25 protein-coding genes, 1 other RNA gene and 1 pseudogene are annotated in these 24,861 nt (G+C 64.5%); 15 read left to right on the forward strand and 12 right to left on the reverse strand.

All coding sequences use genetic code 11. The features are described 5' to 3' along the window. Positions 1 to 37 precede the first annotated feature (37 nt). The 9 genes from hemN to G4G71_RS19000 all read left to right on the forward strand — a co-directional run bounded on the left by hemN (position 38) and on the right by G4G71_RS19000 (position 7,685). Positions 38 to 1,420: an oxygen-independent coproporphyrinogen III oxidase gene (hemN, locus tag G4G71_RS18960; protein ID WP_169939530.1), complete on the forward strand. Its 1,383-nt coding sequence runs from the start codon at positions 38 to 40 to the stop codon at positions 1,418 to 1,420. Between the two features lie 255 nt (positions 1,421 to 1,675). Beyond that, a complete protein-coding gene (gene anr / locus G4G71_RS18965; protein WP_024763934.1) occupies positions 1,676 to 2,410 on the forward strand; it encodes a transcriptional regulator Anr in 735 nt (244 codons plus the stop codon). 115 nt (positions 2,411 to 2,525) lie between these two features. After that, complete coding sequence (locus G4G71_RS18970) at positions 2,526 to 3,074, forward strand: adenine phosphoribosyltransferase (protein WP_037008762.1); 549 nt, start codon at positions 2,526 to 2,528, stop codon at positions 3,072 to 3,074. A 274-nt stretch (positions 3,075 to 3,348) separates the two neighbouring features. Beyond that, positions 3,349 to 4,179, forward strand: a complete 831-nt coding sequence (locus tag G4G71_RS18975) for a metal-dependent hydrolase (RefSeq protein ID WP_169939531.1) — start codon at positions 3,349 to 3,351, stop codon at positions 4,177 to 4,179. A 169-nt stretch (positions 4,180 to 4,348) separates the two neighbouring features. After that, positions 4,349 to 4,555, forward strand: a complete 207-nt coding sequence (gene cydP, locus G4G71_RS18980) for a cytochrome oxidase putative small subunit CydP (protein ID WP_169939532.1) — start codon at positions 4,349 to 4,351, stop codon at positions 4,553 to 4,555. After that, a complete protein-coding gene (locus tag G4G71_RS18985; protein WP_169939533.1) occupies positions 4,552 to 6,132 on the forward strand; it encodes a cytochrome ubiquinol oxidase subunit I in 1,581 nt (526 codons plus the stop codon). The genes cydP and G4G71_RS18985 overlap by 4 nt, the downstream gene beginning before the upstream one ends. Positions 6,133 to 6,142: 10 nt before the next feature. Continuing rightward, complete coding sequence (gene cydB, locus G4G71_RS18990; RefSeq protein WP_169939534.1) at positions 6,143 to 7,279, forward strand: cytochrome d ubiquinol oxidase subunit II; 1,137 nt, start codon at positions 6,143 to 6,145, stop codon at positions 7,277 to 7,279. Between the two features lie 12 nt (positions 7,280 to 7,291). Further along, on the forward strand, positions 7,292 to 7,399 hold the full coding sequence (cydX, locus tag G4G71_RS18995) for a cytochrome bd-I oxidase subunit CydX (protein ID WP_024763928.1): 108 nt from the start codon (positions 7,292 to 7,294) through the stop codon (positions 7,397 to 7,399). Further along, positions 7,386 to 7,685, forward strand: a complete 300-nt coding sequence (locus G4G71_RS19000; protein ID WP_240964816.1) for a cyd operon YbgE family protein — start codon at positions 7,386 to 7,388, stop codon at positions 7,683 to 7,685. Before cydX ends, G4G71_RS19000 begins: the two co-directional genes overlap by 14 nt. Positions 7,686 to 7,703: 18 nt before the next feature. On the opposite strand, the gene G4G71_RS19005 is transcribed toward G4G71_RS19000, so the two are convergent. Together G4G71_RS19005 and G4G71_RS19010 are read right to left on the reverse strand one after the other, a co-directional pair. Next, on the reverse strand, positions 7,704 to 8,099 hold the full coding sequence (locus G4G71_RS19005; RefSeq protein WP_169939536.1) for a GFA family protein: 396 nt from the start codon (positions 8,097 to 8,099) through the stop codon (positions 7,704 to 7,706). A 26-nt stretch (positions 8,100 to 8,125) separates the two neighbouring features. Further along, entirely contained in the window at positions 8,126 to 8,821 is a 696-nt protein-coding gene (locus G4G71_RS19010; protein ID WP_169939537.1) for a TetR family transcriptional regulator, read from the reverse strand. A 77-nt stretch (positions 8,822 to 8,898) separates the two neighbouring features. On the opposite strand from G4G71_RS19010, the pseudogene G4G71_RS19015 reads away from it, so the two are divergent. The 3 genes and pseudogenes from G4G71_RS19015 (at position 8,899) to G4G71_RS19025 (ending at position 12,499) form a co-directional block, all read left to right on the forward strand. After that, positions 8,899 to 10,490, forward strand: a pseudogene (locus tag G4G71_RS19015) (flavin-containing monooxygenase). Next, positions 10,487 to 11,377, forward strand: coding sequence for an SDR family NAD(P)-dependent oxidoreductase (locus G4G71_RS19020; protein ID WP_169939539.1), 891 nt, complete (start codon positions 10,487 to 10,489; stop codon positions 11,375 to 11,377). The pseudogene G4G71_RS19015 and the gene G4G71_RS19020 overlap by 4 nt, the downstream one beginning before the upstream one ends. 210 nt (positions 11,378 to 11,587) lie before the next feature. Continuing rightward, the gene (locus tag G4G71_RS19025) at positions 11,588 to 12,499 is read left to right on the forward strand and encodes a hypothetical protein (protein ID WP_169939540.1); all 912 of its coding nucleotides are present in this window, start codon (positions 11,588 to 11,590) and stop codon (positions 12,497 to 12,499) included. Between the two features lie 254 nt (positions 12,500 to 12,753). Here the strand turns inward: G4G71_RS19025 and G4G71_RS19030 are convergent, their stop codons facing one another. Continuing rightward, on the reverse strand, positions 12,754 to 13,902 hold the full coding sequence (locus G4G71_RS19030; protein WP_169939541.1) for an acyl-CoA dehydrogenase family protein: 1,149 nt from the start codon (positions 13,900 to 13,902) through the stop codon (positions 12,754 to 12,756). 75 nt (positions 13,903 to 13,977) lie between these two features. Continuing rightward, complete coding sequence (gene ftrA, locus G4G71_RS19035) at positions 13,978 to 14,946, reverse strand: transcriptional regulator FtrA (RefSeq protein WP_169939542.1); 969 nt, start codon at positions 14,944 to 14,946, stop codon at positions 13,978 to 13,980. Between the two features lie 93 nt (positions 14,947 to 15,039). Between ftrA and G4G71_RS19040 the strand changes: the two genes are divergently transcribed. Beyond that, positions 15,040 to 15,483, forward strand: a complete 444-nt coding sequence (locus G4G71_RS19040; protein ID WP_169939543.1) for a rhodanese-like domain-containing protein — start codon at positions 15,040 to 15,042, stop codon at positions 15,481 to 15,483. Positions 15,484 to 15,530: 47 nt separating this feature from the next. Here the strand turns inward: G4G71_RS19040 and recR are convergent, their stop codons facing one another. From recR to dnaX, 3 genes are all read right to left on the reverse strand, one after another. Then, positions 15,531 to 16,130 carry a recombination mediator RecR gene (recR, locus tag G4G71_RS19045; RefSeq protein WP_169939544.1) on the reverse strand — a complete coding sequence of 200 codons (600 nt, stop codon included), beginning with the start codon at positions 16,128 to 16,130 and terminating at the stop codon, positions 15,531 to 15,533. Positions 16,131 to 16,257: 127 nt separating this feature from the next. After that, complete coding sequence (locus G4G71_RS19050; protein ID WP_017516839.1) at positions 16,258 to 16,584, reverse strand: YbaB/EbfC family nucleoid-associated protein; 327 nt, start codon at positions 16,582 to 16,584, stop codon at positions 16,258 to 16,260. Positions 16,585 to 16,621: 37 nt separating this feature from the next. Continuing rightward, a complete protein-coding gene (gene dnaX, locus G4G71_RS19055) occupies positions 16,622 to 18,799 on the reverse strand; it encodes a DNA polymerase III subunit gamma/tau (protein ID WP_169939545.1) in 2,178 nt (725 codons plus the stop codon). A gap of 152 nt (positions 18,800 to 18,951) precedes the next feature. Here dnaX and G4G71_RS19060 point away from each other — a divergent pair, with 152 nt between their 5' ends. Continuing rightward, on the forward strand, positions 18,952 to 19,674 hold the full coding sequence (locus tag G4G71_RS19060) for a substrate-binding periplasmic protein (RefSeq protein ID WP_054910534.1): 723 nt from the start codon (positions 18,952 to 18,954) through the stop codon (positions 19,672 to 19,674). A 61-nt stretch (positions 19,675 to 19,735) separates the two neighbouring features. On the opposite strand, the gene ffs is transcribed toward G4G71_RS19060, so the two are convergent. Next, positions 19,736 to 19,832: signal recognition particle sRNA small type (gene ffs, locus G4G71_RS19065), an RNA gene on the reverse strand. A 241-nt stretch (positions 19,833 to 20,073) separates the two neighbouring features. Here ffs and G4G71_RS19070 point away from each other — a divergent pair. After that, complete coding sequence (locus G4G71_RS19070) at positions 20,074 to 20,442, forward strand: fimbrial protein (RefSeq protein WP_169939546.1); 369 nt, start codon at positions 20,074 to 20,076, stop codon at positions 20,440 to 20,442. A 6-nt stretch (positions 20,443 to 20,448) separates the two neighbouring features. On the opposite strand, the gene G4G71_RS19075 is transcribed toward G4G71_RS19070, so the two are convergent. From G4G71_RS19075 to zipA, 4 genes are all read right to left on the reverse strand, one after another. Beyond that, positions 20,449 to 20,826, reverse strand: a complete 378-nt coding sequence (locus G4G71_RS19075; RefSeq protein ID WP_169939547.1) for a hypothetical protein — start codon at positions 20,824 to 20,826, stop codon at positions 20,449 to 20,451. 70 nt (positions 20,827 to 20,896) lie between these two features. Continuing rightward, the gene (locus G4G71_RS19080) at positions 20,897 to 21,175 is read right to left on the reverse strand and encodes an HU family DNA-binding protein (RefSeq protein WP_024763913.1); all 279 of its coding nucleotides are present in this window, start codon (positions 21,173 to 21,175) and stop codon (positions 20,897 to 20,899) included. Between the two features lie 53 nt (positions 21,176 to 21,228). Further along, on the reverse strand, positions 21,229 to 23,616 hold the full coding sequence (gene ligA / locus G4G71_RS19085; RefSeq protein ID WP_169939548.1) for an NAD-dependent DNA ligase LigA: 2,388 nt from the start codon (positions 23,614 to 23,616) through the stop codon (positions 21,229 to 21,231). An 87-nt stretch (positions 23,617 to 23,703) separates the two neighbouring features. Further along, the gene (gene zipA / locus G4G71_RS19090) at positions 23,704 to 24,594 is read right to left on the reverse strand and encodes a cell division protein ZipA (RefSeq protein ID WP_169939549.1); all 891 of its coding nucleotides are present in this window, start codon (positions 24,592 to 24,594) and stop codon (positions 23,704 to 23,706) included. Between the last annotated feature and the right edge of the window lie 267 nt (positions 24,595 to 24,861).

Here is a 24,861-nt window from a genome sequence, read left to right on the forward strand (position 1 = left end):
ACTGCGCAGGAAAAGCTCGCCACCGGGGAACATCGGCATGCTCGACAATATTCGCTGGGACGCAGATCTGATACGCCGATACGATCTGTCCGGCCCGCGCTACACCTCCTATCCCACAGCCGTGCAGTTCCACGAAGGAGTCGGACCCTTCGACCTGCTGCACGCGCTGCGCGATAGCCAGAAAGCGCAGCGGCCGCTCTCGCTCTACGTGCACGTCCCGTTCTGCGCGAACATCTGCTACTACTGCGCCTGCAACAAGGTCATCACCAAGGATCGTGGCCGCAGCGCCCCCTACCTCGCCCGTCTCATCCACGAAATCGAGATCGTCAGCCGTCACCTGGGTCGCCAGCAGCAAGTCGAGCAGCTGCATTTCGGCGGAGGTACCCCGACCTTCCTGAGCCCCGGCCAGCTGCGTGAACTGATGGCGCAATTGCGCACCCACTTCCATTTCGTCGAGGGTGATTTCGGCGACTATGGCATCGAGATCGACCCACGCGAGGCCGATTGGTCGACCATGGGCCTGCTCCGCGAACTGGGCTTCAACCGCGCCAGCATTGGCGTGCAGGACTTCAACCTGGAGGTGCAACAGGCCATCAACCGCCTGCAGAGCCTCGACGAGACCCGCGCCATCATCGATGCAGCGCGCACCCTGCAATTCCGCTCGATCAACATCGACCTGATCTACGGCCTGCCCAGACAGACCCCGGACACCTTCGCCCACACCGTCGAGCAGGTCATTGCCCTGCAGCCCAATCGGCTGTCCGTGTTCAACTACGCGCACCTTCCCGAACGTTTCCCGCCACAACGCCGGATCCTGGCCGAAGACCTGCCCTCCCCCGGGCAGAAGCTGGAGATGCTGCAGCGCACCACCGAGCAGCTCGAAGCGGCCGGCTACCGCTATATCGGCATGGACCACTTCGCCCTGCCGGACGACGAACTGGCGATGGCCCAGGAAGACGGCACCCTGCAGCGCAACTTCCAGGGCTACACCACCCACGGTCACTGCGACCTCGTTGGTCTGGGGGTTTCCTCGATCAGCCAGATCGGTGACCTCTACTGCCAGAACAGCAATGACATCGCCGACTACCAGAACACCCTCGACCAGGGCCAACTCGCCACTCGTCGTGGATTGCACTGCAACAAGGACGACCTCATCCGCCGCGCGGTGATCCAGCAACTGATCTGCCATTTCCAGCTGGACTTCGAAGACATCGAGGACCTCTACAACATCGACTTCCGCGGTTACTTCGCGGAAATCTGGGACGATCTCGAGCGCTTCGCCCGCGACGGCCTGATCACCCTCGGCCCGCGCGGCATAGACGTCAGCGCTTCCGGCCGGCTGCTGGTCCGTTCGCTGTGCATGCTGTTCGACCGCTACCTGCCGATGCAAAACCTGCAACGCTTCTCGCGGGTCATCTGACCCGCGAGTTCCGCAGACGACCGACGGTGCGGGACCAACTGTCGCACCCATTGATACAGGATATGTCCGTCGTCCCAGGGTGTAGGAACAGCCCTGCCCCAGCACTTTTCGAAAGGATTCGAGCCCCGATACACCCCCCGCAAACCCTCATCCCCGTCGCTGGAACCAGCGATTCAGACAGGTCGCCAACTGGCGCGCGACTTGCCGTCTGCGGTACCCTTGGTTTTTGTGTGCCATCCCACTGAAGGAACACTCATGGCCGAAACCATCAAAGTGCGCGCATTGCCACAAGCGCACTGCAAGGATTGCAGCCTGGCTCCCCTCTGCCTGCCCCTGTCGCTGAACCACAGCGACATGGACGCCCTCGATGAAATCGTCAAGCGCGGCCGCCCCCTGAAGAAAGGCGAGTTCCTGTTCCGCCAGGGCGATGCCTTCGGCTCCGTCTTCGCAGTGCGCTCCGGCGCGCTGAAGACCTTCAGCATCACCGACGGCGGTGAAGAGCAGATCACCGGCTTCCACCTGCCCAGCGAGCTGGTCGGCCTGTCCGGCATGGACACCGAGAGCTACCCGGTATCGGCCCAGGCGCTGGAAACCACCTCGGTGTGCGAAATCCCCTTCGAACGCCTGGACGAACTCTCCGAGCAGCTGCCGCAACTGCGCCGCCAGCTGCTGCGCGTGATGAGCCGGGAAATCCGCGACGACCAGCAGATGATGATGCTGCTGTCGAAGAAGACCGCCGACGAACGCATCGCCACCTTCCTGGTGAACCTCTCCGCGCGCTTCCGTGCCCGCGGCTTCTCGGCCCAGCAGTTCCGCCTGGCCATGTCGCGCAACGAGATCGGCAACTACCTGGGCCTGGCGGTGGAAACCGTTTCCCGCGTGTTCACCCGCTTCCAGCAGAACGGCCTGATCGCCGCCGAAGGCAAGGAAGTGCACATCCTCGATTCCATCGAGCTGTGCGCACTGGCCGGGGGCCAGCTGGAAAGCTGACAGACACGAAAGCTGACCCTTTGGTTGACTTTCCGGTCATCGAAAACGGGCTCGCCAATCGGCGGGCCCGTTATACTTTGGCCTCTGCAAAAACCGCATCAGGTGCACATCCAGCATGATCCTCAACCCACTCGACCTGAAGTCCGTGATCCGTGCCGTTCCCGACTTTCCCAAGCCCGGCGTCATGTTCCGCGACATAACCCCGCTGTTCCAGTCGCCGCGAGCCCTGCGCTTCGTCGCCGACAGCTTCATCCAGCGCTACGTCGAGGCCGACTTCACCCACATCGGCGCCATGGATGCGCGCGGCTTCCTGATCGGTTCGATCATCGCCTACGAACTTAACAAGCCCCTGGTGCTGTTCCGCAAGCGCGGCAAGCTGCCGGCCGACGTACTGGCCCAGGCCTACGAGACCGAGTACGGCGAAGCCCTGCTGGAAGTCCACGCCGACAGCCTGTGCGAAGGCGACAGCGTGCTGATCTTCGATGACCTGATCGCCACCGGCGGTACCCTGCTGGCCGCCGCCCAACTGGTACGCCGCATGGGCGCCAGCGTGTTCGAGGCCGCTGCGATCATCGACCTGCCCGAGCTGGGCGGTTCGACCAAGCTCAACGACGCACAGATTCCCACCTACAGCCTGACCGCCTTCGCCCTCGACGAAGCCTGATCGGCGCTGTTTCCGACAACGGGCGCTGCGGCGCCCGTTTTCGTTTCCGGCGTTCGCACCGGTGCCCCATCCAATGGCTGGTGATGGCCGGTTTGGCCTGATACGACCCCGCCGCGACCGGATATGACCTGGCGATTGTCCGACAAGACTCCGAACATGACATCAACCGATGACACATTCGAAGGTGGCATCGCGAACTAACGACAGGGCTTGCCTGGGGTGCCGCACCTGCCACGCGCCTCGCTCCCGCCCGCACAACAACAAGGAGTTAGTCATGAACGCCAGTACCACGCCGATTCGCGCCAACTTCCCGGTCCGCCGCATGGATTTCACCTTCAGTGAAACCCCGAAGTACTGGTGGGACGGGCAGCCCTTCATGACCCACTTCATGAACAACCTGTCCTCGCTGTTCCCCTACGGCGAGAAGTTCTTCGTCGACAGCGTGCGCGCGGTCCGCGACCGCATCCAGGATCCGCAGCTGCAGAAGGACGTCAGCGCCTTCATCGGCCAGGAAGCCATGCACTCCAAGGAGCACGCCGCCTACAACGAGTACGCCGACGAACACGGCATCGACCTGGAAACCCTGGAACTGCGCATCAAGGTGCTGCTCGAATCCATCAGCAAGGTCACCACCAAGAAGCATCAACTGGCGATCACCTGCGCTCTGGAACACTTCACCGCGACCATGGCCGAACAACTGCTCAAGCGTGAAGACCTGAGCGGCCAGATGAAGTCGGACAAGATGTACAAGCTGTGGATGTGGCATGCCGTCGAGGAGAACGAACACAAGGCGGTGGCCTACGATGTCTACCAGCAGGTCTACGGCGGCTACTTCACCCGCACCGCGGTGATGCTGCTGACCACTGTGATCTTCCTCAGCGTCATCGCCGGCTTCCAGATCAACCTGCTGCGCCGCGATGGCCAGCTCTTCAACTGGCGCAGCTGGAAGCATGGCCTGGGCGTGCTGCTACACCCGCGCCGCGGTTACTTCGTCAACCTGATCCGCCCCTGGCTGGACTATTTCCGCCCCGGCTTCCACCCCTTCGACCACGATACCAAGGCACTGGAAACCCGCTGGAAAGAGCAGTTGGACTTCGCCGGCTGATCCCGCCAAACCTCGCTCAACGTCGAAAAACGCCAGGCATCGCCTGGCGTTTTTCATTTCCACCGCGCACCGCGACAACCAGTTACTACACTGAGCAGGGTTTCCGGATCCCAATGGAACGCGCAGTTCAAGCAGAACCACATCACGAATTGCGAGCCAAGGAGATTAGATGCCCCACCAAGCCCCCTCCCCTTGGAAGGTCCCGCTCGTTCGTGAGCTGACCATCATCCTGCTGATCAAGCTGACCCTGCTACTGATCATCAAGACCGTCTGGTTCGACCAGCCCACCGTCCCCGACGACGGCTCCCGCGTCACCAGCCAGCACCTGCTCGGCGACAGCCGCCCGAGCGACGCCGAGAAGGAGAGCGCCCGATGATTTCCGAAGCCGTCGTAGACCTGTCGCGCCTGCAGTTCGCGATGACCGCCATGTACCATTTCCTGTTCGTGCCGCTGACCCTCGGCCTGGCCTTCCTGCTGGCGATCATGGAGTCGGTCTACGTGATGACCGGCAAGCAGGTGTACAAGGACATGACCCAGTTCTGGGGCAAGCTGTTCGGCATCAACTTCGCCCTGGGCGTCACCACCGGGCTGACCATGGAGTTCCAGTTCGGCACCAACTGGGCCTACTACTCCCACTACGTCGGTGACATCTTCGGCGCGCCGCTGGCCATCGAAGGGCTGATGGCCTTCTTCCTCGAATCGACCTTCATCGGCCTGTTCTTCTTTGGCTGGGACCGCCTGTCGAAGGTCCAGCACCTGTCGGTGACCTGGCTGGTCGCGCTGGGCTCGAACCTTTCGGCGCTGTGGATCCTGATCGCCAATGGCTGGATGCAGAACCCGGTGGGCGCGGAGTTCAACTTCCAGAGCATGCGCATGGAACTCACCGACTTCGGTGCGCTGCTATTCAACCCGGTGGCCCAGGTCAAGTTCGTCCATACCGTCGCCGCCGGCTACGTCACCGGGGCGATCTTCGTCCTCGCCATCTCCAGCTACTACCTGTTGAAGAAGCGCGACCAGGGCTTCGCCCGGCGCTCCTTCGCCATCGCCTCGGCCTTCGGCCTGGCCTCGATCCTCTCGGTGATCATCCTTGGCGACGAGTCGGGCTATGAGATCGGCGACGTGCAGAAGACCAAGCTGGCCGCCATCGAGGCGGAATGGGAAACCCACCCCGCTCCCGCCGGTTTCACGCTCATCGGGCTACCCAACCAGGAGGAGCAGCGCACCGACTACGCGATCAGGATCCCTTACGTGCTCGGCCTGATCGCCACTCGCTCACTGGACAAGGAGGTCACCGGGATCAAGGACCTCCTGGTGCAGCACGAGGCGCGCATCCGCAATGGCATGACCGCCTACGCCTTGCTGCAGAAACTGCGCGGCGGCGACAAGTCTGCGGCCACCCTGGCGCAGTTCAACCAGGTCAAGAGCGATCTCGGCTACGGTCTGCTGCTGAAGAAGTACACGCCCGATGTCGTCGACGCGACCGAAGAGCAGATCCGCCTGGCCACCCTCGACACCATCCCCGATGTGTTCACGCTGTTCTTCAGCTTCCGCATCATGGTCGGTTGCGGCTTCCTCATGCTCGCCCTGTTCGCCTGCGCGTTCTATGCCTCAGCGCGCAAGAACGAGGAGCGCAAGCCGTGGCTGCTCAAGTGGGCTTTGTGGAGCCTGCCGCTGCCCTGGCTGGCCGCGCAGACCGGCTGGTATGTGGCGGAGCACGGCCGCCAGCCCTGGTCCATCGGTGAGGTACTGCCGGTGCACCTGTCGGCTTCCAGCCTCAGTACCGGCGATGTCTGGGGCTCGCTGCTGGCACTGATCGCCTTCTACAGCCTGCTGCTGGTGGTGGAGATGTACCTGATGATCAAGTTCGCCCGCCTCGGCCCATCGAGCCTGCACACCGGCCGCTATCACTTCGAGCGCGACCATGCCGCCGGCAGCGGCACGGCCACGGCGTAAGGAGACGACCATGGACTACGAAACGCTGAAACTGACCTGGTGGGTGCTGATCGGCGTGCTGCTGATCGGCTTCGCCCTCACCGATGGCTTCGACATGGGCGCCATGGCACTGATGCCCTTCGTGGCGAAGACCGACAGCGAACGACGAGTGGCGATCAATACCATCGCCCCGCACTGGGACGGCAACCAGGTCTGGTTCATCACCGCCGGCGGCGCCCTGTTCGCCGCCTGGCCGATGGTCTATGCCACCGCCTTCTCCGGGTTGTATTGGGCAATGCTGCTGGTGCTCTTCGCCCTGTTCTGCCGCCCCGTCGGTTTCGACTACCGCAGCAAACTGGAAAACCAGCGCTGGCGCACAGTCTGGGACTGGGCGCTGTTCGTCGGTGGCTTCGTCCCGGCGCTGGTGTTCGGCGTGGCCTTCGGCAACCTGTTCCAGGGCCTGCCTTTCACCCTCGATGAGATGATGCGGCCGTCCTACCACGGCAGCTTCTTCGCCCTGCTCAACCCCTTTGCCCTGCTCGCCGGGGTGGTCAGCCTGAGCATGCTCTGCCTGCACGGCGGCGCCTGGCTGATGCTGCGCACGGACGGAGAACTGGCTGAGCGCTCCCGGCGGGCCGCGCAATTGTGCGCGCTGGTGTACCTGCTGACCTTCATCGCCGCCGGGGTCTGGGTCAGCCTGGGCATGAACGGCTTCGCCCTGCTCTCGAGCATCGACGGCAATGCGGTGCTGAACCCCTTGAACAAGGAAGTTGCGCTGTCCAATGCCGGCTGGCTGGCTAACTACCACGCCTATCCGGCGACCATCGCCGCTCCCATCGTCGGCATCCTCGGCGGCCTGCTGGCCCTCGTGGCGGCCAACCGCGGCAGCGGCGGGCTGACGTTCCTGGGCAGCGCCCTGGCGATCATCGGTACCCTGTGCACGGCGGGCTTCGCGCTGTTCCCGTTCGTCTTTCCTTCCAGCGAGAACCCGGCGGCGAGCCTCACCGTATGGGACGCGGTTTCCAGCCACAAAACCCTGGGCATCATGTTCGTCGTGGCCTGCATCTTCGTGCCGCTGATCCTCTGCTACACGCTGTGGGGCTACGTGAAGATGTGGGGCCGCCTGACCCGCAAGCACATCGAAGCCAACTCCCACGGTCTCTATTGAAGGAGCGACCGCATGTGGTACTTCACCTGGATACTCGGCGTCCTGCTGGCCTGCAGCTTCGGCATCATCAATGCGCTGTGGCTGGAAACCACCCAGGATCTGGACAGTGACGACGACTGATGCAGCCCTCCTGCGTCACCCCGCCAGCCGCATCTTGTCCCTGCTGCTGGCGATTCCCCTGGCGCTGGTCCTGCTGATCCACCCTGCCGCCATGCTCGACACCCAGGGCCGCTACAGCCATGGCCTACTGATGCTGGCGATGCTCGGGGTCAGCGCCGGCTTCGTCCATGGGGTGGGCTTCGACCCGCGCAGCCTGCCCTGGCGCTGGGTCTTCGGGCCGCTGTGCGGCTGGGCACTGATGGCGCTGGGCTACGCGCTCCTGCTCAAGGCGCAATTGGGCCTGTAGAACCGTGAAGGGCTCTTTTCAACCCTCGGAGCGCCGCGGCAGGTCATCGACCGTGTCGAACCACGACAGCTGCGAGGAACACCATACGTGGCACTGCGGCTCGATCCGCTCCGGTTCGTCCAGGGTGACGATGTTCAGCCCCACCGTTTCACCGTCACGCACGCGGAACTCCATAGGCGTGCCGCACTTCACGCAGAAGCGCCGCTCGCCGTCCTCACTGGAGCGCCACATTCCCAATTCGCCGGCGGTATAGGCGAACCCCGTCAGCGGGATCACCGCCCAGGGCACCGCCGGCGCGGCGTTGGATTTCTGGCAGATGCGGCAGTGGCAGTATCCGGTTTCCTCGGGCTGCGCATCCACGCGGTAGCGCACCGCGCCGCAGGCGCAGCCGCCGAACAGGGGCAAAGGCAGCATGGCAATCTTCCACAATCAGCAAAGACTCAGAGCCTAGCCAGCATGCCGAAGGTCTGCAGCACCGCGACACCGGTGAAGAGCAACAGGATTTGTCGCTCGGCCAGGGCGCAGACTTCCTCACGCAACTCCGGCGGGCGCTCCAGGTAGTCCAGCGACTGCTGGAACAGCTGCCGGCTGATCAGCCGTGACAACTGGTCCAGTTCGCCCACCTCGACGTCCGGCAGCAGATGGAACTGGCGGATGTCTTCGGCCATGTCCTCGCCGAACTCGTCCATCACCCGCGCCAGCGCTTCGCGCAGCACCGGCGACGGCCCGTGCAGCTCGCGCACGCCGATGATGAAGGCCTGCGGGTTGCGCTCGACGAAGTCGAAGAACAGCCGCACCGTCTCCCGGGTTACGCGCTGGCCGCGCTCAAGGTCCAGGCCGAACGGCACGTTGGCCGCGCCCGCCCTCGGCAGGGCGCGCTCGGCTGCCTCGCGGCGCAAGTCGCGCAACGGTTGGCGCAGCTGGGTGGCGATATCGCGGATGATCGCCAGGCCCAGGTCATCCACGTCGCCGAAGTGCCGGTAGAAGGTGTTCGGGTTCAGGCCCGCTTCCCTCGCCAGCTCCCGTAGCCCGAGGCTGCTCAGGCTGCGTCGGCTGGCCGCCAGGCGCAGCGCCGCATCGATCAACGCGCGCTTGCCGGCGGCCTCCGCAGGTCGTTCTTCCTGTCCGATTTCCATGAGTTTCGTGCCCGACCCCACCGAAGGTTGGTTGTTGCGCAGGTATACAGATGTCTACATTCCTATCACGTAGACAGTTGTATACGCCAGCAATAATCATAACAGGAGCGTGGCCATGAGTACGGTTGTGAGAACCCAACCAAAGACTGCCCCCCGACACTGCAAGGTCGCCATCATCGGCACCGGGTTTTCCGGGCTGGGCATGGCGATCCGCCTGAAGCAGGAAGGCGAGAACGATTTCCTGCTGTTCGAAAAGGACGCCGGCGTCGGCGGTACCTGGCGGGTCAACAACTACCCGGGCTGCGCCTGCGACGTACAGTCCCACGTTTACTCCTTCTCCTTCGAACCGAACCCGGACTGGACGCGCATGTTCGCCCGCCAGCCGGAGATCCGCGCCTACCTGGAGAACTGCTGGAAGAAATACCGGCTGGAAGACAAGACGCTGCTCAACACCGAGATGGCGCGCTTCGAGTGGAACGACGAGCAGCAGCTCTGGCACCTGTTCGACGCCGCCGGCAACCACTACACCGCCAAGGCCGTGGTGTCGGGCATGGGCGCCCTGTCGATTCCCTCCATCCCGGCGCTCAAGGGCCTGGAGAACTTCCAGGGCAAGGCCTTCCACTCGCAGCAGTGGGACCATGACTACGACCTCAAGGGCAAGCGCGTGGCGGTGATCGGCACCGGCGCCTCGGCCATCCAGTTCGTCCCGGAAATCCAGCCGCTGGTGGCCAAGCTCGATCTCTATCAGCGCACCGCGCCGTGGATCCTGCCCAAGCCGGACCGCGCTATCAGCGAGAAGGAGCGCGCGCGCTTCCGCCACTTCCCGGCGGTACAGAAGCTCTGGCGCGGCGCCCTCTACAGCATGCTCGAAGGCCGCGTGCTGGGCTTCACCTTCGCGCCCTGGGCGATGAAGCTGGTGGGCAGGCTGGCCGAGCGCTTCATCCGCCAGCAGGTCAAGGACCCGGACCTGCGCCGCAAGCTGACCCCGGACTACACCATCGGCTGCAAGCGCGTGCTCATGTCGCACAACTACTACCCGGCGCTGGCGGCCTCCAATTCCTCGGTGATCGTCGACGGCATCCGCGAGATCAAGGCCGGCAGCATCATCACCGCTGACGGTCGCGAGCGGCAGGTGGACGCCATCATCTTCGGCACCGGCTTCACCGCCAACGACCCGATCCCGCGCGGCGTGGTATTCGGCAAGGACGGCGTGGACCTGCTCGATACCTGGCAGAACGGCCCGGAAGCCTACAAGGGCACCATGACCCGCGGCTTCCCCAACCTGTTCTTCCTCATGGGCCCGAATACCGGCCTGGGCCACAACTCCATGGTCTACATGATCGAGTCGCAGATCTCCTACGTGCTCGGCGCCATCAAGCTGATGGACCGCCGTGAGCTGCAGAGCGTGGAGGTCAAGAGTGACGTCCAGGACCAGTGGAACGCCAAACTTCAGCGCGGCCTCAACCACAGCGTGTGGAACACCGGCGGCTGCAAGAGCTGGTACCTGCACCCGGTGAGCGGGCGCAACTGCACCCTGTGGCCGGGTTTCACCTGGCGTTTCCGCGCGCTGACCAGCCAATTCGATCCCAGCGCCTATCATTTGAAGTCCAAGCCGCTGTCCAGCCCTGTCGTCCAACCCCAACGCCACGCAGAAGAGGTGCCGGCATGAAGAACTTCGAGAACAAGGTCGCCGCCATCACCGGCGCGGGTTCGGGCATCGGTCGCGCCCTGGCCATCGAACTGGCCTCCCGCGGCTGCCACCTGGCCCTGGCGGACGTGAATGCCGCAGGCCTGGAAGAAACCCGCCAGCTGCTCTCCTCCACCGGCGTGCGCGTGTCCATCGACACGGTGAACGTCGCTGACCGCGAGCAGGTGCACGCCTGGGCCGACAAGGCCGCCCGCGAGCACGGCAAGGTCAACCTGGTGTTCAACAACGCCGGCGTCGCCCACGCCGGCACCGTGGAAGCCAGCGACTATGAAGAATACGAGTGGATCACCAACATCAACTTCTGGGGCGTGGTCTACGGCACCAAGGCCTTCCTGCCGCACCTGAAGGCATCCGGTGACGGCCACATCGTCAACGTTTCCAGCGTGTTCGGGCTGTTCTCCCAGCCGGGCATGAGTGCCTACAACGCCACCAAGTTCGCCGTGCGCGGCTTCACCGAGTCGCTGCGCCAGGAGCTGGACATGGAGCGCGCAGGCGTTTCGGCCAGCTGTGTTCACCCCGGTGGCATCAAGACCAATATCGCCAAGACCGCGCGGATGAACGACAGCATGGTCAAGGTCACCGGGCAGAACGCCGAGCAGGCCCGCACCCAGTTCAACGACCAGTTGCTGCGCACTACGCCGCAGAAAGCTGCGCAGGTGATCATTCGCGGCGTAGAGCGTGATTCGCGGCGCATCCTGATCGGCCCGGACGCCCATGCCATCGACGTGATGCTGCGCCTCCTGCCGGTCTGGTACCAGAAGGTGGTCACCGGCAGCATGAAGCTGGCCAAGCGCTTCGCGCCCAAGCCCAAGCGCCAGCGCTCCGCGGATAATCTGGAGGCCAAGTAGGTCGGCCAGTACCGGAAACAAAGCCCGCTTCGGCGGGCTTTGCTTTTGTAGCCCGGGCAACGGCGCCCGCCATCCGGACCAATCCTACAGTTCAGCGCGCCTCGCCCTTATATCCGTCGCCCTATCAATCAGCCGATAAACCTTGCAGCCATCCCTCGACGAGGCGTGGCCATGACAAACCCCATGTCGTCTGCAAGGAGTGTGCGTTCCATGGTCAGCGGTCAGCTTTTTCCCGTAAGTCTCTCGACGAAAATCTGTGCCTGGACACCTGGCGCCGATGAGTCCGGCCATTGCCCCCCCGACTCCACCCATCAGTTCGCCTTCGGCGTGGTCGGGGGAGACACCTCGTTCGCCGAGATCGTCGCAGCGGACGGTTTCCTCGATGAGGACCGGTTGATCGGCGGGGTGCACCACGTCAGCGGTGATCAGGTCATCACCTTTTCGTTGGCGCCCGGCCGCTACCGGCTCTATGAATTCACCATCGTTCGCCACCCCAGCGACCGACCGAAGTTCGCCAGGCTAGGCGGCTGGCAGTTCAAGGCCGAGATCAACGGCATCGAGGTCGCGGCCATCGGCAATGAAAACGCCGTGCCTTTCGAAGTACGCAGCAATGCGCCGGCGCTCTCGATAGTCGGCATCAACAGGTCCTTCTCCGTGCAGGTCGAAAAACTCGCCGATGGGCAATTGAAACCGGGCACGATGTTCTTCGGCACCAGCTCCTACCTGGGCATTATCCCCGACAGCCAGAGTTGCGATGCCACGGCCGTGCTGCGCATGGGCATTACCGACTCGCGGGGAACGGTGCGCCTGGACGGTTTCAGCTCCGGCGGCAATGCGTTCATTCACGAAGTGATCCCGAAATCCGACTATGACGCAGGGGTCCACGCCACCCGGATGGAAGTATTCCGCCTCGATGGAACACGCTGGTTCTCCACCGACGTGCCCGCGGTCCACTGCGTGACCCAGGACGACCTGGATGCACTGGGGTGCGACCCCAGGCTGAACGCCGCCGCCCGCGACCTGATCCGCCGGAACCTCCGCCCAGGCGATTACCTCTGCGGCGCGCAGGATTACCTATACGGGCATCAGGGCATGCTGCAGGTGGTCAGCCACCACCACTGAGCCGGTCATCGCTCGCCTTCCTCGCCGGCCCCCCCGGCGCGCGAGGGCGAAGGCCCTTCAACCCAGCGCATTCGTCACCCTTTGAACCGGGCCGCCTTCGATGCGGAAGGCATCGATGAGCAACGGGGGCAGATGCGCCGGCCATCGCTCGACTGATGCAGTAATCCCGGCCGCCCTTGCAGGAATGAACTGCTTCGCGAAGGTTGTTCCGGTGGCATCAGCGCCGGGCAGGCCTGCTGCATGCTCCGCGCCGATCAAAGCCCCATCTGCTTGGCGATGATCTCGTTCATGATCTCCCGCGTGCCGCCGCCGATGGAGAGGATGCGGTTGTCGCGGTACAGCCGCTCCACAAGGCTTTCACGCATGTAGCCCATGCCGCCCAGCGCCTGTACCGCGTCGTAGGTCACCCGATCGGCGATGTCGGTGGCGAAGTTCTTGGCCATGGAGATTTCCTTGATCACGCTCTTGCCGACAGCCATCTTCGCCGCCTGCCGATAGGTGAACTCTCGGGACACTTCGACCTGCGTGGCCATCTCGGCCAGCCGGTGCTTGAGTACCTGGAACTTGCCAATCGGCTTGCCGAACGCCTCACGCTCGCGGCACCACGCCAGCGCTTCGTCCAGGGCGAGCTGCGCGGTCATGTTGGCCATGATCGCCAGGGCCAGGCGCTCGCTCTGGAAGTTCGCCATGATGCAGGCGAAGCCCATATTCTCGGCACCGATGAGGTTCTCCACCGGCACCCTGCAGTCGTCGAAGAACAGCTCGGCGGTATCCGACGCCCACCAACCCATCTTCTTCAGCTTGCGGCTCACGGTGAACCCAGGAGTGCCCTTCTCCACCAGCAGCAGGCTGACGCCACCGAAGCCGTCGCCGCCGGTGCGCACGGCCACCGTGTAGTAGTCGGCGCGCACGCCGCTGGTGATGAAGGTCTTGCTGCCGCTCACGCGGTAGTGGTCGCCGTCGCGCACGGCGCGGGTCTTCAGGCTGGCCACATCGGAACCGCCGGACGGCTCGGTGACCGCCAGCGCCATGATCTTCTCGCCGGCCAGCACCTGCGGCGCGATGCGTTCACGCAGCTCCGGGCGGCCCCACTTGATCAGCGGTGGCAGGCCGATATCCAGCGAGCCCAGCCCCGCCACCAGTCCGCCGGAGCCGCAGCGCATCAGCTCTTCGCTGGCTGCCACCTTGGCGAACAGATCGCCCTCGTGGCTGCCGCCGAGTGCTTCCGGATAGCCGATGCCAAGTATGCCCGCCTCGCCGGCCTTGCGGTACAGCTCGCGGGGAAACTCCTCGGCCTCTTCCCAGTCGGCGACATGGGGCAGGATTTCCCGCTCGACGAAGCGTCGCACGCTGTCGCGGACCAGGCGGTGGTTGTCATCGAAGTACTCGGCGAACACGGACATGGCAAGGCTCCAGACGGTTTGCGTGAAACTTACCTAGCGCTTGCTTGGTTTACAAGGCGAGACACCCGCCATCGGCTAGGACAGATGCGCCGTGCCGAATCGCTCGCGGTAAATCGATGGGGCCACGCCGGCCGCGCCACGAAAGGCGTTGCGGAAGCTTTCCACGGTGCCGAAGCCGCATTGCTCGGCGATTCGCTCGACGCTGTCGGTGCTGCCTTCCAGCAGTTCACGGGCGCGCGCCATACGCTCGTGCTGCAACCACGCCTTGGGCGTCATCCCAGTGGCTTCGCTGAAGCGGCGCAGGAAAGTACGTTCGCTCATCGCCACGCGGTTGGCCAGTTCGCCCACCGAGATGGATCGGCCCAGACGCTGGCGGGCCCAATCCAGCAGCCCGGCGAGATCGTGCCGGGGCGCCTGGGCCACGGGCGCAGGGATGAACTGCGCCTGCCCGCCACCGCGTTGCGGCGACATGACCAGCCGGCGGGCCACGTTGTTGGCGACCTGCACGCCGAAATCCCGCGCCACCAGGTGCAGGCAGGCATCGATGCCCGCTGCGCTGCCGGCAGACGTGATCACCTGCCCGGCATCGACGTAGAGCACTTGCGCATCCACTTCGATGGCAGGGAAGCGTTCTGCCAGCTCCTTGGCATAGCGCCAGTGCGTGGTGGCACGCTGGCCGTCGAGCAAACCGGCGGCTGCCAGAACGAAGACGCCTGAGCAGATCGACAGCAGTCGTGCGCCCTCGTCGTGGGCCTTGCGCAGCGCCTGTACCAGCTCGGCGGACGGCGCCTCGGAGCGGTCCCGCCAGCCCGGCACGATGATAGTGCCGGCCGTTTCGAGCGCGTCCAGCCCGCCATCGGCCAGCACGTGGATGCCGCCCATGGCGCGCATCGGTCCGGCGTCGACGGCAACGATGCGGTGGCGGTACCAGGGAAAGTCGAACTCCGGGCGCGGCAGGCCGAAGATTTCCACGGCGATGCCGAATTCGAAGGTGCACAGGCCGTCGTAAGCGAGAACGGCCACTGCGAGGGGATCACGCTGCATTTGGCGGAAAACTTCCGATCACTGTCCAGGCCGCCACTTTAGCCGGCTTTCGCGGCTGCATACAGTAGGCCCATCTTCCCCAGGAGCCTTGCCATGCCCAGCCTTGTCAGCCAATTCCCTGCCGCCCTGCCCGCCGACGCCCTTGCCCATTTCAGCCATCGCCTGGCCTTCGAGACCGACTGCTCGGACGTGAACGACGCCCTGCAGAACGGCGAGCAGGATTTCGTCCTGCTCGATGTGCGCAACGCCACCGCCTTCGCCCGTGGCCATGTACCCGGCGCGCTGAACCTGCCGACACGGGAGATCGATGCACGGCGCATGGCGCAGTTTCCAGCGGGCACCCTGTTCGTCGTCTACTGCGCAGGCCCGCACTGCAACGGCGTGCACCGCGCTGCCGCGAAGCTCGCGGCGCTGGGCCTGTCAGTGAAGGAGATGATCGGTGGCGTAACCGGATGGCTGGACGAGGGGCTGGCACTGGCTGGCGCGGCGGGAGAATCGCTGCGTGCCGACAATCAAGGTATCAGTTGCGCCTGCTGACCCCGGATGCAACAAGGCCGGAATCTCTCCGGCCTTGTTCGAATCTGTCAGTTGCTGATCGGCCGGCGTCCTGCCAGGGCGTGGGCCAGCGTGCCGCCGTCCACCAGTTCCAGTTCGCCACCCAGCGGCACGCCGTGGGCGATGCGCGACAGCACCAGGTCACCGCCGCCCAGCAACTGGGCGATGTAGTGTGCGGTTGCCTCGCCTTCCACCGTGGGGTTGGTGGCGAGAATGATCTCGCTGAAGCTGCCGGCCTTGATTCGTGCCGTAAGCTCGGGAATGCCGATGGCTTCCGGACCCAGGCCATCCAGCGGCGACAGGTGCCCCTTGAGCACGAAGTAGCGGCCCCGGTAGCCGGTCTGCTCGACGGCAAACACGTCCAGCGGACCTTCCACCACGCACAGCAGGCTGTCATCGCGGCGCGGGTCAGTGCACTGCGGGCAGAACTCGTCTTCCGACAAGGTGCGGCACTGCTTGCAGTGGCCAACGCCTTCCATCGCCTGGGTCAGCGCCTGCGCCAGGCGCAGACCGCCGCTGCGGTCACGCTCCAGCAGCTGCAGCGCCATGCGCTGGGCACTCTTCTGCCCCACCCCGGGCAGGGTGCGCAGGGCGTCGATCAGTTGGCGGATCAGCGGCGTGAAGCTCATGGGGCAGTCTCGAATTTCGGGAGGTTAGAACGACTGTAGGAGCGAGCCTGCCCGCGAACCCTGCCAGGCCGAAGAGACCTGAAGAGCGTTCGCGAGCAAGTTCGCTCCTACAGGGGCAGAGCCTGGATCAGAAGGGCATTTTGAAGCCGGGCGGGAGCTGCATGCCGGCGGTCATGCCGGACATCTTCTCCTGGTTGTTCTGCTCGATCTTGCGCACGGCGTCGTTCACTGCGGCGGCGATCAGGTCTTCGAGGATTTCCTTGTCTTCCTGCATCAGGCTGTCGTCCAGGGAGACGCGCTTGACGTCGTGGCGACCGGTCATCACCACGCTCACCAGGCCGGCGCCGGATTGACCGGTCACTTCGGCGTTGGCCAGCTCTTCCTGCATCTTCTGCATTTTTTCCTGCATCTGCTGGGCCTGCTTCATCAGGCCGGCCATGCCACCTTTCATCATGTCGAGTTCCTCGATTCGTTCAGTCGTCGACCCAGGCTCAAGCCTTGGCCTCCAGGGGTTCGATAGTACCGTCGCGGACGACCGCGGCGAACTGTTGCTTCATCTGTAGCACATAAGGGTCTGCGGCGATCGACGCCTCGGCCTGGCGCTGGCGCTCGGCGCGCTTGCGCGCGGCGGCCTGGGCCGGGGTTTCCTGCTCGGGCTTCTGCTGGGTCACCTGCAGGGTCAGCGTACGGCCGTGGAACTGGTTCAGCGCATCGTTCAGGCGGCGCTGCTGGGTCGCGTTGAACAGCGCGCTCTGGCCCGGGTCCAGGTGCAGGTGCCAGGTATCGCCCTCGACGGCGACCAGGGTGCAGTTGGCGCCGATGCTGGCGGTCAGGCCGGCCAGGCCCAGGCGCGGGAACAGGTCCAGCCACTCGGCAGCCAGGCCCGTTGCCGGCATGGCGGCGGGCTCGGGTTCCGGCTCGGTCTGCTCCTGCGGCGCCTCGTTCTCGAGGTAGCCGTAGGACTCCATGTCGACTTCGTAGTAGTCCTCGGCAGGCGGCGGCTCGTCATCACGATCGTCGTCCTCGGCCGGAACTTCGGCGACGATCGTAGTCGGCTCTTCGACCCTGGGCGCAGGCACTTCCACCGGCGCCCGCGTGACAACTGCAGGTGCAGGTGCAGGTGCAGGTGCAGGTGCAGGTGCAGGTGCAGCAGGCTGAACTGGTACGGGAGTCGCCACAACCGGTGCGGCAGGTTCGTCCCAGGGCAGATCGATCGGCGCTTCGGCGACGGCCTGTTCCGGTTCGGCAACCGGCAACTTCGGCTCGGGCTGCACGGCTGCTTCAGGCTCGATCGGGGCCGGCTCAGGCACAGGTTCGATAACCGGAGCAGGCGCAACGGCAGGTTCGGCTTGCGCGGCCGGAGCCGGAGCCGGAGCCGGAGCCGGAGCCGACTGAGGCTGAGGCGCGGCAACAGCAGGTACAACCGCAGCAGTCGGCACTACCGGTGCCGGCGCGACAGCCGGAGCAGCAATGGATGCAACCGGCGCCGCAACGGCGGCGCCGGCCACTGGGTTCTGGTTGGAATCAGCCGTGGCCTTGCTGATCCCCAGGTCCTTTAGTGGTGACCTCGGTGCGCCGTCGGCATCTGCCGGGCGGAACGCCAGCATGCGCAACAGGACCATCTCGAAGCCGCCGCGGGGATCGGGCGCCAGCGGCAGGTCGCGGCGGCCGATCAGGCCCATCTGGTAGTAGAACTGCACGTCCTCGGCTGGCAAGGCCTGGGCCAGCGCCAGCACGCGGTCACGGTCGCCCTGGCCGTTGTCCACCGCCTCGGGCAGCGCCTGGGCAATGGCTACGCGGTGCAAGACGTTGAGTATTTCAGCCAGCACGCCGCCCCAGTCCGGGCCCTGCTCGGCCAGGTGGCGGACGGCCTCCAGCAACGCGCGGGCATCGCCTTCCAGCAGCGCATGAAGCACGCCGTAGACTTGCCCATGATCCAGGGTGCCGAGCATGGCGCGCACGTCGGCGGCCAGCACCTTGCCCTCGCCGAAGGCGATGGCCTGGTCGGTGAGGCTCATGGCGTCACGCATGGAACCGTCGGCAGCGCGGCCGAGCAGCCAGAGCGCATCGTCCTCGAACGGCACGTTCTCGGCGCCCAGCACGTGGGTCAGGTGCTCCACCACGCGCTCCGGCGGCATGTTCTTCAGGGAGAACTGCAGGCAGCGCGAGAGGATGGTGACCGGCAGCTTCTGCGGGTCGGTGGTGGCGAGCAGGAACTTCACATGGGGCGGCGGCTCCTCCAGGGTCTTCAACAGGGCGTTGAAGCTGTGGCTGGACAGCATGTGCACTTCGTCGATCAGGTAGACCTTGTAGCGCCCGCGGCTCGGCGAGTACTGCACGTTGTCGAGCAGCTCGCGGGTGTCCTCGACCTTGGTGCGGCTGGCGGCGTCGACTTCGATCAGGTCGACGAAGCGGCCCTCATCGATCTCGCGGCACACCGAGCACTGCCCACATGGAGTGGAGCTGACACCGGTCTCGCAGTTCAGGCACTTGGCCAGGATGCGCGCGATGGTGGTCTTGCCCACGCCACGGGTCCCGGTGAACAGGTAGGCGTGGTGCAGGCGCTGATTGTCCAGCGCGTTGATCAGGGCCTTGAGCACATGGGTCTGGCCGACCATTTCGCGGAACGAGCGCGGACGCCATTTGCGGGCAAGAACCTGATAACTCATTGAAATCCATCGCGACAGGTGAGCAGAAGTGCGCTAATCCTAGCGAAGCGGACCGTAAATTGCACTCGATGTCCGCACCGGACGTTGTCGCATCTTGGCAAGGGCCGGGCTACACGGCATTGTGTCGTCGTTCTGCCATCAACGGAGCCTTGATGCGCTTCCTTGCCACCGCCCTGCTGCTGACCGCCACCCTCGCCCAGGCCGACGACCGTCCCCTGCGCTTCTCGGTGGTCGACAGCTGGGCGATGCCGCTGGCGCAGATCGAGAATGGCGAACTGACCGGCGGCATCCTGTTCGAGCTGTTCAACGAGACGGCCCACGAGCTTGGACGGACACCGGCGTTCCACATCGTGCCCCGCGCCCGCATCGAACAGGCGCTGCTCACTCACTCCGTGGACGTGCGCTGCTACGTCTCGCGCACCTGGATCGAGCACGAGTTCAAGGACTACCGCTGGACTGCACCACTGATGTTGCAGCGCGACCTGCTGGTGGTCCGCGACGCCCCTGCGGACAATCTCGAAACCCTCCCCAGCCAGTCCATCGGCACGGTCCTGGGCTACCACTACCCGCGCCTGCAGCCGCTTCTGGACAGCCACTGGCTGATCCGCGACGACGCGCGCAACCAGGAACTGGTGCTGAAGAAGCTGCGCATCGGCCGTTATCAATATGCGATCAGCAGCGAGTTCGCACTGAACTGGTTCAACCGTGATCTACCCGAGGCGGAGCGCTTGAGAACCGCCAGCGTGATCGAGGAGACCCCGCTGTCGTGCATGGTGCTGGACGCACCCGAAGTCCGCGCCGAGGAGGTGCTCTCGGTGCTGGCGAAGATCAAGGCGTCGGGGAAGATCGAGCAGATCCTGGATCACTACCGCTGAGACGGGCAGCGCTCGACAGGACGCGAGGCAGGCCATTTTCCGGGCCCCGAAATGGAGGCGGCCCCGCCAGCCACACCCCGGCACACAATGTCCCCGCCTTGGCTGCTTCCTTCCGGACCTGACCAGGTAAGCGAGTAATCGTTGCGGGGGGACCGACAGGGCCACCATCGCGAGAGCTCGCCAGTTCAGCGAGCCGCGCCATTGTAGCGGCTTGAGCGCAAGTTACAAGTACTTCAAGCACTTAGCGACATCCTTCGGGAAATTCCTGAGGCTCGTCACGGATTCAGCTATTCATTAAGAGAATCTGCCTACGAGATATTAAGAAATTTCTTGTTGCGCCGACGCTTATGGGAGAGCCGTCGATTAATGACGGACCCTGACCGAGCGAGGAATGCCCACATGTCCGCTGCCCTGCGATCCACCACTCTCGTTGCCCTGCTCTTCTCAGGCCCGCTGATGGCCTACGACGGCATCATTCACTTCAGCGGCGCCGTGGTCGAGCCGACCTGCCAGGTCGGCCTCAGCGACGTCACCGCCAGCAGCGCACGGGTGCACCTGAGCGGCTGCCGCCAGACCATGACGATGACGCTGAATGAGCCGCGCGGAGCACTGCCCAGCGTGAGCTACCGCCTCACCGATACCCAGGGAAAATCACTGGGGCAGGAAGTCACTGCCAACGGCGATGCCGACAGCGTTATCCGCGAGATTGCCAAGGGTGGCCTCGCCGCGGATCAACGCAATGTCGTACTGGTGGCCGAGTACCTGTAACCGGTATCACTGCGCCTGCAGCAACCCTTCGGGCCGAGGCTGGGTGGAGACTTCCAGGTTCGGCCCGATGAACAGGTCCATCTTGCTGTAGCCCGGCCGGGCACTGAAGGTGGAGTAGCGCTCCGCCCCCTGGTGGAACTGGAAGCCGACGCGGTACTCGCCCGAGCGCAGCAGGCGCAGAGGGAAGGAGCGCGCCTCGCCCGGCTTGATCTCGCCCGCGAGGGTTTCCTCGCCGTTTTCCTTGTAGCTGTAGCTCACCGCCGGGCCACCCTGCGCTTCATAATGCAGGACGATCTGCGGGCGCTCGCTCCAGGCCACGTAAGCCCCGAACAACAGCACCAGTGCCCCTACGCCGAGCAGGCGCTGCTTTCTTGCCTTGTCCATCTCGCTCTCCGTCAACCAGTGGCCCGTCCCGCCCTGCGTCGCAACGCTGAGGCCGGAACGGGCCTGCCGATCAGTTCAGGCTGTCGACCAGGGCCTTGGCGGGCACCAGGCGCACGGCCTTCTTCGCGGCGATCTCGATGGTCTTGCCGGTCTGCGGGTTGCGGCCGGTACGGGCGGCGCGTTCGCTGACCTTGAGCTTGCCGATACCCGGCAGGGTCAGCTCACCGTCGTTCTCCAGGGCGTCCTGGGCGATCTGCGCCAGTTGCTCGAACACGCCGCGCACGGCGGCCTGGGTCAGGTCGAGGGATTCGGCGATATCGCGAACCAGTTGGTCCTTGGTCATGGGCATGGATTGACTCCTTGATGCGTTGATCTTGATTCTTTGATTGGAAGAAAGGCGTGTCAGGCGCCGATACCGTGGTCGGCCAGCAGCTTGATCAGCTGTTCTTCGTCCATCACGGCGACGCCAAGTTCCTGGGCCTTGGCCAACTTTGAACCCGCTCCCGGTCCGGCAACGACACAATGGGTCTTGGCCGAGACGGAGCCGGCCACCTTGGCGCCCAGGCTTTCCAGCTGCTCCTTGGCAACGTCGCGACTCATGGCCTCCAGCGTGCCGGTGAGCACCCAGGTCTGGCCCGCCAGCGGCAGGCCTTCGACGACCTTGCGCTCGCTGCGCCAGTGCATGCCGAACTCCGCCAGCTGCGCCTCGACGGCCCTGGCCCGCTCGACGCGGGCGGCATCGGCGAAGTATTCGCGCACCGACTGCCTGGCCTTCTCGTTCACTCCTTTCAGGGTGCTGAGGTCCAGCCAGTCCTGGCTGAGGGCAACCAGCGCGTCGAGGCTGCCGGTACGGTCCGCGAGCTTCTCGGCGCCGGTGGCGGCAATGAAGGGAATGTTCAGCTTGTCGATGAAGCCGGCCAGGGTGGCGACGGCGGCGAACTCTGCCGATACCTCGCCCTCGTCCTGCAGCTCGATGCCGCGCTCCAGCAGTTGCTGGATCACGCTGCGGTTGTGTTCGTCATCGAAGAAATTGTGGATCTCATAGGCCACTTCACCGCCCACATCGGGCAGGTAGGTCAGCACCTCCGGCAGCGCCTTCTGGATGCGCGCCAGCGAGCCCAGGGAGCGTGCCAGCAGCTTGGCCGTCTCCTCGCCCACGTCAGGGATGCCCAGGGCGAAGACGAAGCGCGCCAACGCCGGCTTGCGACTGTCGGCAATCGCAGCGAGCAGGTTGCGCGTAGAGACTTCGGCGAAGCCTTCCAGCTCGATGACCTGCTCGAAGGTGAGCGTGTACAGATCGGCCGGCGACTTCACCAGGCCCTTGTCCACCAGTTGCTCGACGATCTTGTCGCCAAGGCCGTCGATGTCCATGGCACGGCGCGAGACGAAGTGAATGATCGCCTGCTTGAGCTGCGCCTGACAGAACAACCGGCCGACGCAGCGATAGATCGCACCTTCGCTGACCGACTCCTTGCCCTTGCTGCGCTTGACCAGCTGGGTGCGCTCGACCTGCGAGCCACATACCGGGCACTGGGTGGGGATTGCGACCGGGCGCGCGTCTGCCGGACGGCGCTCGGTGACCACCTGCATGACCTGCGGGATCACGTCGCCGGCCCGGCGGATGATCACGGTATCGCCGATCATCAGGCCCAGGCGCGCGACCTCGTCCATGTTGTGCAGGGTGGCATTGGAGACGGTCACACCGGCCACCTGGACCGGCTTCAGGCGCGCCACGGGAGTCACCGCGCCGGTGCGGCCGACCTGGAATTCCACGTCGAGCAGCTCGGTGAGTTCCTCGCGGGCGGGGAACTTGTGCGCGATGGCCCAACGCGGTTCGCGGGCGCGGAAGCCCAGTTCACGCTGGAAATCGATGCGGTTGACCTTGAACACCACGCCGTCGATTTCGTAGGCAAGACTGTCGCGGCGCGTCCCGATGTCTTCGTAATAGGCGCGGCAACCCTCGACGCCCTTGGCCAGCTTCAGCTCGCGGCTGATCGGGATACCCCAGCCCTTCAACGCCTCAAGGATCTCCACCTGGGTGCCCGGCAGCGTACCGCCTTCGACCCGCCCAAAGCCGTAGCAACAGAACTCCAGCGGGCGGCTGGCGGTGATCTTCGAATCCAGCTGGCGCAGGCTGCCGGCGGCAGCGTTGCGCGGGTTGGCGAAGGTCTTGCCGCCGGCTTCCATCTGCCGCTCGTTGAGCGCTTCGAAGCCGGCCTTGGACATGAATACTTCACCACGCACTTCCAGTATCGCCGGCCAGCCCTCGCCCTTCAGGCGCAGCGGCACATTGCGGATGGTACGTACGTTGACGCTGATGTCTTCGCCGGTGGTGCCGTCGCCACGGGTGGCGCCGCGGGTCAGCACGCCATTCTCGTACAGCAGGCTGACCGCCAGGCCGTCGAGCTTGGGCTCGCAGCTGTATTCCACCTCGGCACCGCCGCCGAACAGATCAGAGGAAGGCAACTGGTCGGCCAGCCCCTCGCGCACACGGCGATCGAAATCGTTGAGATCCTGCTCCTCGAAGGCGTTGCCCAGGCTCAGCATCGGCACTTCGTGGCGTACTTCGCCGAAAGCCGAAGCGGCCGCGCCGCCGACGCGCTGGGTCGGCGACTCGGGAGTGATCAGTTCGGGATGCTCGGCTTCCAGCGCCTTCAGTTCGCGGAACAGGCGGTCGTACTCGGCGTCCGGCACGCTCGGCTCGTCAAGCACGTAATAGCGGTAGTTATGGTCGTCGAGTTCGCTGCGCAGCTGGGCGATGCGTTCGGCAGCGGTCTGGGAATCGGTCATGCGGGAATCTCGGCGGCTCTTTCTGCTTGAGGTAGAAATGCGAAGCCCCAAGGGTCGCTTGGGGCTTCTGTGCAGCGTGCTGAAAGCTTAGCGCTTCTGGGTCAGGGCGCGTCGTTCGAAATCGATGATGCGCTGACGGTAGTGCTCGATGGTCTGCGCGGTCATCACGCTGCGCTGCTCATCCTTCAGCTCGCCATTGAGCTCCTGGGCCAGCTTGCGGGCGGCGGCGATCATCACGTCGAACGCCTGCTTGGGATGACGCGGGCCCGGCAGGCCGAGGAAGAAGCTCACGGCGCGGGTGCTGAACTGGTCGATGTTGTCCAGATCGAAGGTGCCCGGCTTGACCGCGTTGGCCATGGAGAACAGCACTTCACCGTTGCCGGCCATGCTCTCGTGGCGGTGGAAGATGTCCATCTCGCCATAGCGCAGGCCGCTTTCCAGGATGTTCTGCAGCAGCGCCGGGCCCTTGAAGCCGTTCTCGTCGCGGCTGATGACGTTGATGATCAGCACTTCGTCGACTGGCGCCTGCGGCGCCGACGGGGCAGCAGGCACGGGAGCTACGCGCTCCTTGTCCTTCTTGCGGTCTCTCTTCGACTTGTCCTTCTCTGCCGGCGCCTCGTCCAGCGGGTTGGGGAAATCCTCTTCGTCCAGCGGGCCGAGCAGGTTCGGTGCCGGATCATCCAGGTTCAGGTCGCCCTGGCGCGGTTCGCCGCGGCGTTTGCCGCGCGACTCCTTGGCGCTGACCTTGGGCAGGTCTTCCTCGTCCAGTTCCGGCTCGCGGTGTTCGACCACCCGGGAAGGCCCGAGCAGTTCAGGAGTGCTTTCATCCCCGTCATCGGGCTGGTTGGCAAACTGGCGATCCAGTTTGAACCGCAACTTGCCCTTGCCACCCCGCATGCGACGCCAGCCGTCGAACAGAATGCCGGCGATCACGATAAGCCCAATGACGATCAGCCATTCGCGCAGACCGATATCCATCTAATCCCGTAGCCCCTGAACAAAAAATGATGATGAAGAAAAGGACATCCTATCCCTTGAAAACGTGGAGCCAACTTCATGTTCTGACTGATGTTTTCCACGCGATACAAAAGTGGGCATTAAGCTAACACGCTCTCACATAACTTTACACTGTCTATGGCGACACTCCGACGCGCTCTTTGCAACTTTTCATAGCCGTTGCCACTTGCGCGCATGAAGTGAAGCCTACCTCAATCAAATCAATGCTTTAGGCATGAAAAAAAGCAT

The sequence above is a fragment of the Pseudomonas multiresinivorans genome (genome assembly GCF_012971725.1).
GTDB lineage: Bacteria > Pseudomonadota > Gammaproteobacteria > Pseudomonadales > Pseudomonadaceae > Pseudomonas > Pseudomonas multiresinivorans.

What these genes read in the sequence shown, in the direction of transcription:
- hemN (WP_169939530.1), top strand. Translation starts at nt 38, where the DNA reads ATGCTCGACAATATTCGCTGGGACGCAGATCTGATACGCCGATACGAT.
- anr (WP_024763934.1), top strand. Translation starts at nt 1,676, where the DNA reads ATGGCCGAAACCATCAAAGTGCGCGCATTGCCACAAGCGCACTGCAAG.
- G4G71_RS18970 (WP_037008762.1), top strand. Translation starts at nt 2,526, where the DNA reads ATGATCCTCAACCCACTCGACCTGAAGTCCGTGATCCGTGCCGTTCCC.
- G4G71_RS18975 (WP_169939531.1), top strand. Translation starts at nt 3,349, where the DNA reads ATGAACGCCAGTACCACGCCGATTCGCGCCAACTTCCCGGTCCGCCGC.
- cydP (WP_169939532.1), top strand. Translation starts at nt 4,349, where the DNA reads ATGCCCCACCAAGCCCCCTCCCCTTGGAAGGTCCCGCTCGTTCGTGAG.
- G4G71_RS18985 (WP_169939533.1), top strand. Translation starts at nt 4,552, where the DNA reads ATGATTTCCGAAGCCGTCGTAGACCTGTCGCGCCTGCAGTTCGCGATG.
- cydB (WP_169939534.1), top strand. Translation starts at nt 6,143, where the DNA reads ATGGACTACGAAACGCTGAAACTGACCTGGTGGGTGCTGATCGGCGTG.
- cydX (WP_024763928.1), top strand. Translation starts at nt 7,292, where the DNA reads ATGTGGTACTTCACCTGGATACTCGGCGTCCTGCTGGCCTGCAGCTTC.
- G4G71_RS19005 (WP_169939536.1), bottom strand. Translation starts at nt 8,099, where the DNA reads ATGCTGCCTTTGCCCCTGTTCGGCGGCTGCGCCTGCGGCGCGGTGCGC.
- G4G71_RS19010 (WP_169939537.1), bottom strand. Translation starts at nt 8,821, where the DNA reads ATGGAAATCGGACAGGAAGAACGACCTGCGGAGGCCGCCGGCAAGCGC.
- G4G71_RS19020 (WP_169939539.1), top strand. Translation starts at nt 10,487, where the DNA reads ATGAAGAACTTCGAGAACAAGGTCGCCGCCATCACCGGCGCGGGTTCG.
- G4G71_RS19025 (WP_169939540.1), top strand. Translation starts at nt 11,588, where the DNA reads ATGGTCAGCGGTCAGCTTTTTCCCGTAAGTCTCTCGACGAAAATCTGT.
- G4G71_RS19030 (WP_169939541.1), bottom strand. Translation starts at nt 13,902, where the DNA reads ATGTCCGTGTTCGCCGAGTACTTCGATGACAACCACCGCCTGGTCCGC.
- ftrA (WP_169939542.1), bottom strand. Translation starts at nt 14,946, where the DNA reads ATGCAGCGTGATCCCCTCGCAGTGGCCGTTCTCGCTTACGACGGCCTG.
- G4G71_RS19040 (WP_169939543.1), top strand. Translation starts at nt 15,040, where the DNA reads ATGCCCAGCCTTGTCAGCCAATTCCCTGCCGCCCTGCCCGCCGACGCC.
- recR (WP_169939544.1), bottom strand. Translation starts at nt 16,130, where the DNA reads ATGAGCTTCACGCCGCTGATCCGCCAACTGATCGACGCCCTGCGCACC.
- G4G71_RS19050 (WP_017516839.1), bottom strand. Translation starts at nt 16,584, where the DNA reads ATGATGAAAGGTGGCATGGCCGGCCTGATGAAGCAGGCCCAGCAGATG.
- dnaX (WP_169939545.1), bottom strand. Translation starts at nt 18,799, where the DNA reads ATGAGTTATCAGGTTCTTGCCCGCAAATGGCGTCCGCGCTCGTTCCGC.
- G4G71_RS19060 (WP_054910534.1), top strand. Translation starts at nt 18,952, where the DNA reads ATGCGCTTCCTTGCCACCGCCCTGCTGCTGACCGCCACCCTCGCCCAG.
- G4G71_RS19070 (WP_169939546.1), top strand. Translation starts at nt 20,074, where the DNA reads ATGTCCGCTGCCCTGCGATCCACCACTCTCGTTGCCCTGCTCTTCTCA.
- G4G71_RS19075 (WP_169939547.1), bottom strand. Translation starts at nt 20,826, where the DNA reads ATGGACAAGGCAAGAAAGCAGCGCCTGCTCGGCGTAGGGGCACTGGTG.
- G4G71_RS19080 (WP_024763913.1), bottom strand. Translation starts at nt 21,175, where the DNA reads ATGCCCATGACCAAGGACCAACTGGTTCGCGATATCGCCGAATCCCTC.
- ligA (WP_169939548.1), bottom strand. Translation starts at nt 23,616, where the DNA reads ATGACCGATTCCCAGACCGCTGCCGAACGCATCGCCCAGCTGCGCAGC.
- zipA (WP_169939549.1), bottom strand. Translation starts at nt 24,594, where the DNA reads ATGGATATCGGTCTGCGCGAATGGCTGATCGTCATTGGGCTTATCGTG.